Annotated in this window: 10 protein-coding genes; all 10 read right to left on the bottom strand. The window is 68.7% G+C overall.

Translation table 11 applies throughout. From position 1 onward, the window contains the following. Nucleotides 1-150 precede the first annotated feature (150 nt). Nucleotides 151-675, bottom strand: coding sequence for a transposase (locus tag D588_RS0118345; RefSeq protein ID WP_255325467.1), 525 nt, complete (start codon nucleotides 673-675; stop codon nucleotides 151-153). A 251-nt stretch (nucleotides 676-926) separates the two neighbouring features. Beyond that, a complete protein-coding gene (locus D588_RS0118350) occupies nucleotides 927-1,268 on the bottom strand; it encodes a lipid-A-disaccharide synthase N-terminal domain-containing protein (RefSeq protein WP_017908747.1) in 342 nt (113 codons plus the stop codon). Between the two features lies 1 nt (nucleotide 1,269). Next, nucleotides 1,270-1,992 (bottom strand): glycosyltransferase family 2 protein, encoded by a 723-nt coding sequence (locus D588_RS0118355; protein ID WP_026143863.1) that lies wholly within the window; start codon nucleotides 1,990-1,992, stop codon nucleotides 1,270-1,272. An 86-nt stretch (nucleotides 1,993-2,078) separates the two neighbouring features. Further along, on the bottom strand, nucleotides 2,079-3,044 hold the full coding sequence (locus tag D588_RS0118360) for an NAD-dependent epimerase/dehydratase family protein (RefSeq protein WP_017917015.1): 966 nt from the start codon (nucleotides 3,042-3,044) through the stop codon (nucleotides 2,079-2,081). Between the two features lie 58 nt (nucleotides 3,045-3,102). Then, on the bottom strand, nucleotides 3,103-3,828 hold the full coding sequence (locus D588_RS0118365; RefSeq protein ID WP_017917016.1) for a suppressor of fused domain protein: 726 nt from the start codon (nucleotides 3,826-3,828) through the stop codon (nucleotides 3,103-3,105). A gap of 40 nt (nucleotides 3,829-3,868) precedes the next feature. Then, nucleotides 3,869-4,177, bottom strand: a complete 309-nt coding sequence (locus tag D588_RS0118370) for a helix-hairpin-helix domain-containing protein (protein WP_017917017.1) — start codon at nucleotides 4,175-4,177, stop codon at nucleotides 3,869-3,871. A gap of 36 nt (nucleotides 4,178-4,213) precedes the next feature. Then, a complete protein-coding gene (locus D588_RS0118375) occupies nucleotides 4,214-5,134 on the bottom strand; it encodes a ParB/RepB/Spo0J family partition protein (RefSeq protein ID WP_017917018.1) in 921 nt (306 codons plus the stop codon). Next, the gene (locus D588_RS0118380; RefSeq protein ID WP_017913880.1) at nucleotides 5,134-5,931 is read right to left on the bottom strand and encodes an AAA family ATPase; all 798 of its coding nucleotides are present in this window, start codon (nucleotides 5,929-5,931) and stop codon (nucleotides 5,134-5,136) included. Before D588_RS0118380 ends, D588_RS0118375 begins: the two co-directional genes overlap by 1 nt. A gap of 89 nt (nucleotides 5,932-6,020) precedes the next feature. Continuing rightward, on the bottom strand, nucleotides 6,021-6,662 hold the full coding sequence (rsmG, locus tag D588_RS0118385; protein ID WP_017917019.1) for a 16S rRNA (guanine(527)-N(7))-methyltransferase RsmG: 642 nt from the start codon (nucleotides 6,660-6,662) through the stop codon (nucleotides 6,021-6,023). A gap of 89 nt (nucleotides 6,663-6,751) precedes the next feature. Beyond that, nucleotides 6,752-7,627: Fic family protein (locus D588_RS25355; protein WP_043085920.1), on the bottom strand; the 876-nt coding region annotated here is incomplete at its 5' end.

The raw sequence follows: 7,627 nt of genomic DNA on the forward strand, positions 1-7,627 counted from the left end.
TCCCATTGTGAGAGGGAATTCAGTCCCGACGCGCGGTCGCTCCGCCTGCGACAGCATCCAGCAGCAACTGCAGCCATTGCAGCGGTCGCAGGCCTGCTGGTGCCGACATCGACCATGCGACCGCAAGCCTCACCGTCGGTCTGCACGGCATCACGCCGTCGCACTTGCACCCGAGCATGATGTCGCGCACGGCGCGGTAGCGGCCGGACACAGCCAAACCGCATCCCAGTACGGGTAGTCGCCGACGCGGCGCACCAGACCGGCGCGCAACGGGTTGGCGACGATGTAGCGCGCTGCCGGCAGCAACTGCCGCGCGTCGCGCAGTGCACGATCATGAAACCCCTCCATCCACACGGCGCCGCCGCGGCCCCGCGCATAATTGGCCGCCCTGGCGGCGCGGCCCTTGGCATCGCGCACGACGGTTGGCAGAGCAGCGCCGCGCTCGAGCATGACCAGCCCATGCCAGTGATCGGGCATCAGCACCCAGCACAGAAGCTGCGCGCCGGCCCAGGTATCGGCATGGCCCAGGCAGGACGCGGCTGCCCACGCGCAGCGCCAGTCCTCGAACAGGCGCTGGCGCTGCCAGGTCACTGTGGTGACCAGATAGATGCGTCCGGTCTCGCTCCAGCGTCCTGCACGCAGCGCGCGGTAACCTCGGGGAATTCTGCTGTGCATGACGCCAGGGTTGCAGGGCGGATCATGCGGGACCATCGGGGATCGACCGGTACAGGCGTGGGGAAACTCACAGGCGTGGCGTCAGAAAGCCGGTGCTCGCTGCTGTGTGAAGCAGAGGGCGGCACTACCGAGACCTGGAAGATTCACGCGTCGGGACTGAAGTCCCTCCCACAGTGGCGGGTCGCGATCGGAGGGTATTACGCGCCGCCTGCGATCATGCGCCCCTGCGATCGCGCGCAGCGGCACCGCACTCAATGCGAGGCGCGGTCGCGGTGCCAGCCGCGGTGCTTGATGTCCAGGTACAGGCTGTAGAAGGCCGTGAACGCGGGGAACAGGTTCTGCAGCACGCCCACCGAGTCCTGCTTGGCCGAGAACATGAAGTAGCTCAGCGTCATCAGGCTGCCGATCACGCTCATGTACCAGAACAGGCGCGGGATCACCGGCTTGCCGGCGCGCTTGGAGGCGACGAACTGCACCAGCCAGCGGCCGCCGAACATCAGCGCGCCGACGTAGCCGATCAGCTTCCAGCCGGTGACGTGCAGCCCGGTCCAGTACAACGCCTGGATCGGTTCGTTGAGGAAATGCGCGTCCATCTCAGCGCTCCTGCACCGCGGTGCGGCGGCTGCGCGCGATCAGCCAGGCCACGCCGCGCAGGTCGCGGATGCCGACCAGGGCGCGGTTGAGGTTGTTGTACTTGGACACGCCGGAGGTGCGGTGGCGGTGATTGACCGGCACGCTCAGGGTCTGCCAGCCGGCCCGCTGCATCAGCGCGGGCAGGTAGCGGTGCATGTGGTCGAAGTAAGGCAGGTCCAGGAATGCCTCGCGCTCGAACAGCTTGATGCCGCAGCCGGTGTCCGGGGTGTCGTCGCGCAGCATGCGTGCGCGGATCGCGTTGGCCCACTTCGATGCCCAGCGCTTGCTGCCCGAATCCTGCCGCGACACCCGCCAGCCGGCGAACAGCTTGACCAGCGGCTCGGCTGCCTGGCGCGCGGCCAGCAGCTTGGGGATGTCGGCCGGATCGTTCTGGCCGTCGCCGTCCAGGGTGGCGATCCACAGCCCGCGCGCGGCCTTGATGCCGTTGCGCACCGCGGTGCTCTGCCCGCTCTGGCTGACATGGTGCAGCACGCGCAGCTCCGGCGTGGACGCCTTCAGCCCTTCGAGCACCGCCAGGGTGTCGTCGCGCGAATGGTCGTCGACGTAGACGATCTCGAAATCGATCGTGCCGCGCAGCGCGGCGACGATCTCGGCGACCAGCGGCGGCACATTGTCGCGCTCGTTGAACACCGGGACGACGACGGAGAGAGAAAGCTGGCTCATGGATTCGGCAAGGCTGGGCGCGGGGCGCGCGTGGGGGAAAAAGCGGCAGGCATTGTGCCGCGGACCGATGATCCGCGGATGAAGCGTCAGGCGGCGGCGCCGAAATACTCCCGGCACCAGGCCACCACCTGCGGCAGGCCGACCTCGATCGGGGTGCTCGGATCGAAGCCGAACGCGGCGTGGGCCCGCGCAGTATCGGCCATCGTCTCGATCATGTCGCCCGGCTGCATCGGCCGATACTGTTTCTCGGCGCTGCGCCCGGCGGCGTCCTCGATCACCGCGATGAAGCGCTCCAGCTCCACCGGGGTGTGGTTGCCGAGGTTGAACACGCGGTGCGGTACCGGCTCGCTGGAGGGGTGATCGAGCGCGCCGAGCACGCCGGCGACGATGTCGGCGACGAAGGTGAAGTCGCGGCGCATGCGGCCGTGGTTGAACACCTCGATCGGGCGCCCGGCCAGCACCGCGCGGCTGAACAGCAGCGGCGCCATGTCCGGACGGCCCCAGGGGCCGTACACGGTAAAGAAGCGCAGCCCGGTGGCGCGCAGGCCGTACAGCTGCGCATAGGTGTGCGCCATCAGCTCGTTGGCGGCCTTGGTCGCCGCGTACAGCGAGCGCGGCTGGTCGATGCGCTGATCCTCGGAGAACGGCGGCGTCGCCGAATCGCCGTACACCGAGCTGCTGGAGGCATAGACCAGATGCTCCACGCCGCGGTGCCGGCACAGCTCCAGCATGTTGACGAAGCCGACCAGGTTGCTGTCGACGTAGGCATAGGGGTTCTGCAGCGAATAGCGCACCCCGGCCTGCGCGGCCAGGTGCACCACGCGGGTCGGCTGCACCTCATCGAACAGCGCGGCCAGGCCCTCGCGGTCGGTCAGGTCCAGGGTGCGGATGTCCGCGTTCGCGCACAGCGCGGCGACGCGGTCGCGCTTGAGCTGCGGGTCGTAGTAGTCGTTGTAGTTGTCCAGGCCCACCACCAGTTGCCCGGCGGCGCGCAGCGCACGGACGGTGTGGGCACCGATGAAGCCGGCGGCGCCGGTGACGAGGATGGGCATGGCGAAAGTCCTGGAAAGCGTGGAACGGCGTGCGCGGTGTGTGGATCGGAACGGCAGGTCAGAAAAGCCCGAAGCGCTTGCGGGCGACATTGGGCCGGGCGGGATCGATCACGTCCTGCAGGCCCTTGGCGTCGAAGCGGTCCATCAGCGCCTCGGCGCCCTTCTTCAGCTTGAGCGCCATTTCTTCCGGATACAGCGGCACCAGGGTCATGAACACGATGGTCTTGTCGGCATCGACGACCAGTTCCCCAAACGCCTCGGGCGTGCTCACCGGCGGCAGCACGATCGCCCCGTCGAAGCCGATGCCGGGCGCGTACGGTTCGGCCGGGTGACCGTTGGGCACGGTGTGGCCGAAGCCCAGCCAGGTGTCGTACTTGTGCGGCAGCCGCGCCAGGGTCTTGAGCAGGCGCAGCGGCCAGTAATGGCGCTCATCCTGGAAATCTTCGTACTCGATCGGCCAGTCGGGCGGCAGGGTCAGCATCAGCTCCATGAAGCGCGGTGCCCCCACGCCCTCGGGCACGGCCATCGGCAGGTCGCTCATCCCCGAGGTGACCAGCCGCAGATACGGCACCTCGTCGGTGGCGGGCACCACGTGCACATCCAGGTGCACGGTGTCGGAGATGATCTCGTGCAGCACGCCGGCGACCCGCCCCAGTTGGCATTCGATGTGCGCGCCGATCTGCTCCAGGCAGGACTCGCCGCTCGCCGGTGCGAACGGTTTTTCCTCGCGGTGGTGCAGGATCGGGCTGCCGCCCGGGCTGATCTGCGTGTCCTCGTTGCTCATGCAATGCTCCGGTTGCTGGCCAGCGCCGCGGCGCGCGGCCTCAGCGCAGGGTCAGCGGCGCGTCCTTGGCCAGCGCCGCCTTGCGCTCCTTGCTGAATTCCCACCACGGGCGCGGCGTCTCGCCCTGCATGAAGCGCACGATCGACAGGAACACGTCGATCACGCAGTGGTCGTGCATCACCCCGGTGCGCAGGCACAGCTGTGCGTACATATCGTAGGGATCGCGGCCCTGCAGATGCGCCGGCACGCGGATGCCGATCAGGCGCAGGTCCTTCTCGCAGGCCGGCCCGACGTTGGGCAGGTCGGTCAGGCGCAGCAGGTGGTGGCGGTCGACCTTGCTGGGATGCATGGCGGAGGCGGTCCTGGCGGACGCGGGCGGCGGCGCTCAGGCCTGCCGCGGGCGCAGTTTCTCGAGCACGCCGTCCAGCGTGTCCAGGTCGGTGTAGTGGATCACCAGCTTGCCCTTGCCGCCGCGGCCATGGGCGATGGACACCTTGGTGCCCAGCGACTCGGACAGCTCGGTTTCCAGCGAGGCGATGTCGGCCTGCGGCGCGGTGCGCGCCGGCTTGGCCTTGCGATTGCTCGGCACCTTGCCGGCGGCGAACTGCTGCGCACGGTGCTCGACCTCGCGTACCGACCAGCCCTGATCGGCGGCATCGGAGGCCAGGCGGCTGGCCAGCTCCGGCGACAGCGTCAGCAGCGCGCGCGCATGGCCCATCTCCAGGCGGCGCGCTTCCAGCAGCACACGGATCGCCGGCGGCAGTTCCAGCAGGCGCAGCAGGTTGGACACCGACGCGCGCGAGCGGCCCACCGCCTCGGCGGCCTCGGCGTGGGTCAGCGAGAACTCGTCGATCAGCCGCTGCAGCGCCTGCGCCTCTTCCAGCGGATTGAGGTCCTCGCGCTGGATGTTCTCGATCAGCGCCATGGCGATGACGGTGCGATCGTCCAGCTCGCGCACCACCACCGGCACCTCGCTGAGGCCGGCCAACTGCGAGGCGCGCCAGCGGCGTTCGCCGGCGACGATCTCGAAACTGCCCGGCGCCAGTTCGCGGGCGACGATCGGCTGAATCACGCCCTGCGCCTTGATCGACTCGGCCAGCTCCTGCAGCTTGGCCTCGTCCATCTCCTGGCGCGGCTGGTACTTGCCCGGCTGCAGCTGCCCGACCGGCAGGCGGCGCAGGCTCTCGCCCGGCTGCAGCTCGGCGGTCGGCGCCGGCGCTGCCGCGCCCTTCGGCCCCAGCAGCGCTTCCAGGCCACGGCCGAGGCCGCGCTTCTTCGCTCCGAGGGCGGGGGGCTTGGCGCTCATCAGATGGTCTCCATGGCCGGCATCGGCCGATTGCGTTCGTTGCGGCGGCGCACGATCTCACCGGCCAGTCCCAGGTAGGCGACGCCGCCGCGCGAGGTGCGGTCGTAGCCGACGATGCTCTGGCCATGGCTGGGCGCCTCGGCCAGGCGCACGTTGCGCGGCACGATGGTGCGGAACACCTTGTCGCCGAAGTGGTTGGTCAGTTCCGCCGACACCGCGTTGGCCAGGTTGTTGCGCACGTCGAACATGGTGCGCAGCACGCCTTCGATCTCCAGCGCCGGGTTCAGCTCGGCGCGCAGCGCCTCGATGGTCTCCAGCAGCGCGGTCAGCCCTTCCAGCGCGTAGTACTCGCACTGCATCGGCACGATCACCGAGTCGGCGGCGGTCAGCGCGTTCAGGGTCAGCAGCGACAGCGCCGGCGGGCAGTCGATCAGGATGAAGTCGTAGGCTTCGCGCAGCGGCGCCAGCGCGGTCTTCAGCCGCTGCTCGCGCGCCGGCTGGTCCATCAGCTGGATCTCGGCGGCGGTGAGATCGATATTGCCCGGCAGCAGGTCGAAGCCTTCCGGCGCGGTCACCCGGATCTGTTCGGCGCTGCTCTCGCCGAGCAGCACGTCGCAGGTGGAGGCGGCCAGCTCGCGCTTGTCGATGCCGCTGCCCATCGTCGCATTGCCCTGCGAGTCCAGGTCCACCAGCAGCACGCGCTGCGACTGCCGCGCCAGCGACGCGGCCAGGTTGACCGCGGTGGTGGTCTTGCCGACGCCGCCCTTCTGGTTGGCGATGGCGATGATGCGGGCCATGCGGGAGCCTCGTCGGCGATGGGGTGGGACCGGGCATTATGCGGTCACAGCCCCCCCTGGCGGAAATCGGGGCCGGCCGCGGCCGCCGCTCAACCGCGCTCGACCACCACCAGGTGACGGTCGGCGCCCAGGCCGGGGACCTGCAGCGGGTGCACCGTCGGCGCCACCCAACCCGGCGGCAGCGCGGCGATCTCCTCGTCCGGGCGCACGCCCTTCATCGCCAGCAGGCGCCCGCCCGGGCGCAGCAGGTGGCCGCCGACGGCGACGATGCCGGCCAGGGTGTCCAGCGCGCGCGCAGTCAGCAGGTCGTAGGCGCCGGCCTCGTCCAGCGCCTCGGCGCGCGACTCGGCCACGCGCGCGTTGTCCAGGCGCAGCTGGCGCACCGCCTCGCGCAGGAACCGCGCCTTCTTGCCGTTGCTTTCGACCAGGGTCACCCGCAGCTGCGGCCGCGCGATCGCCAGCGGAATGCCGGGCAGTCCCGGGCCGGTGCCCAGGTCGGCCAGCGCGCCCTCCTGGGCGAACGGGTGCATCGCCAGCGAATCCAGCAGATGGCGGGTCACCATCTCGTGCGGGTCGCGGATCGCGGTCAGGTTGTAGGTGCGGTTCCAGCGCGTCAGCAGCGCCAGGTAGGCCAGCAGCGGCGGCGCCAGCGCGGCCGCGTCCAGGCCTTGCGCGTGCAGGCCCTGTTCGAGCGCGACGCGGACGGAATCGGGAAGGGAAGCATCGGTCATCGGTGGATTATCGCAGGTGGCGCCGCTGCCGCACTCTGGCCGAGGCATTTCCCCGGAACGCATAGAGGCTGAGCACCCGCCTGGGGCGGTCAGGCTCCCAACATTCGTGCGAGGCCAGGTACCGGGTAGTATTCGAACGCCTTGCCGACCCGTTGCTTGTAGAGCAGGCCCGCGGCGACCAGGGAATTCAGGTCGCCCAGCGCTGTTGGATAGGTGATCGTGTGCGCCGACCGATGCCCGGCCACGGTGTATGGCCGATCAGGATCCTTCAGTGCATTGGCCAGCAAGGCGCGCTGCCTGTGATTCAGCACAGCGTCGCCCACATGCGCCTTGCGCAGCACGTGACGCGCAAGCCGATCTTCCTGCTGCTTCTTCGCGATATACGTGTGCAACGCCTGGATGGACTGCTCGATCGCTTCCAACTGCTGCGAGACGAAATAGCTCAGATCGGCGCCATCGCTCTCGGTGTAGAGATAAGCCCGCATGTATTTCCCGGGCGACTTCTTCAATACGCTCGAAATCGACAGATATTCGGTCAACCAGTAACCGGAGTTCATCATGCTCCAGTAGAAGAGCGCCCTGGCCGTCCGTCCGTTCCCATCAACGAATGGATGGTCGTAGCCGATCTGGAAGTGAATTGCGATGGCGCGCACGACAGGATGGATGAAGGTTTCGCTCGCCGTGTCGTTCGCGAACGCGCAAAGCCGTCTCATCCTGTCCGCCGCTTGGATTGCAGGCGGCGGGACATGCAGCAGCGTCGGCGGGGAACCTCGGTCGTAGATGACGACATTGTCTCCCACCGAACGATATCGACCAGAATATTCCGCGCTTTCCAGCGTCCCGTCCGTCAGGATGCTATGCAGCTCCAGCACCTCCTCGGGCGTGATTGGCCGCTTCCCCCTGTCGCGAATCATGTTCATCGCGAGGTAGTTGTTGTAGATCATTCGCTCCGACTGATCGCGCGG

This window comes from Xanthomonas sp. SHU 308, from assembly GCF_000364645.1.
Taxonomy (GTDB): domain Bacteria; phylum Pseudomonadota; class Gammaproteobacteria; order Xanthomonadales; family Xanthomonadaceae; genus Xanthomonas_A; species Xanthomonas_A sontii.

What these genes read in the sequence shown, in the direction of transcription:
- D588_RS0118345 (WP_255325467.1), bottom strand. Translation starts at nt 675, where the DNA reads ATGCACAGCAGAATTCCCCGAGGTTACCGCGCGCTGCGTGCAGGACGC.
- D588_RS0118350 (WP_017908747.1), bottom strand. Translation starts at nt 1,268, where the DNA reads ATGGACGCGCATTTCCTCAACGAACCGATCCAGGCGTTGTACTGGACC.
- D588_RS0118355 (WP_026143863.1), bottom strand. Translation starts at nt 1,992, where the DNA reads ATGAGCCAGCTTTCTCTCTCCGTCGTCGTCCCGGTGTTCAACGAGCGC.
- D588_RS0118360 (WP_017917015.1), bottom strand. Translation starts at nt 3,044, where the DNA reads ATGCCCATCCTCGTCACCGGCGCCGCCGGCTTCATCGGTGCCCACACC.
- D588_RS0118365 (WP_017917016.1), bottom strand. Translation starts at nt 3,828, where the DNA reads ATGAGCAACGAGGACACGCAGATCAGCCCGGGCGGCAGCCCGATCCTG.
- D588_RS0118370 (WP_017917017.1), bottom strand. Translation starts at nt 4,177, where the DNA reads ATGCATCCCAGCAAGGTCGACCGCCACCACCTGCTGCGCCTGACCGAC.
- D588_RS0118375 (WP_017917018.1), bottom strand. Translation starts at nt 5,134, where the DNA reads ATGAGCGCCAAGCCCCCCGCCCTCGGAGCGAAGAAGCGCGGCCTCGGC.
- D588_RS0118380 (WP_017913880.1), bottom strand. Translation starts at nt 5,931, where the DNA reads ATGGCCCGCATCATCGCCATCGCCAACCAGAAGGGCGGCGTCGGCAAG.
- rsmG (WP_017917019.1), bottom strand. Translation starts at nt 6,662, where the DNA reads ATGACCGATGCTTCCCTTCCCGATTCCGTCCGCGTCGCGCTCGAACAG.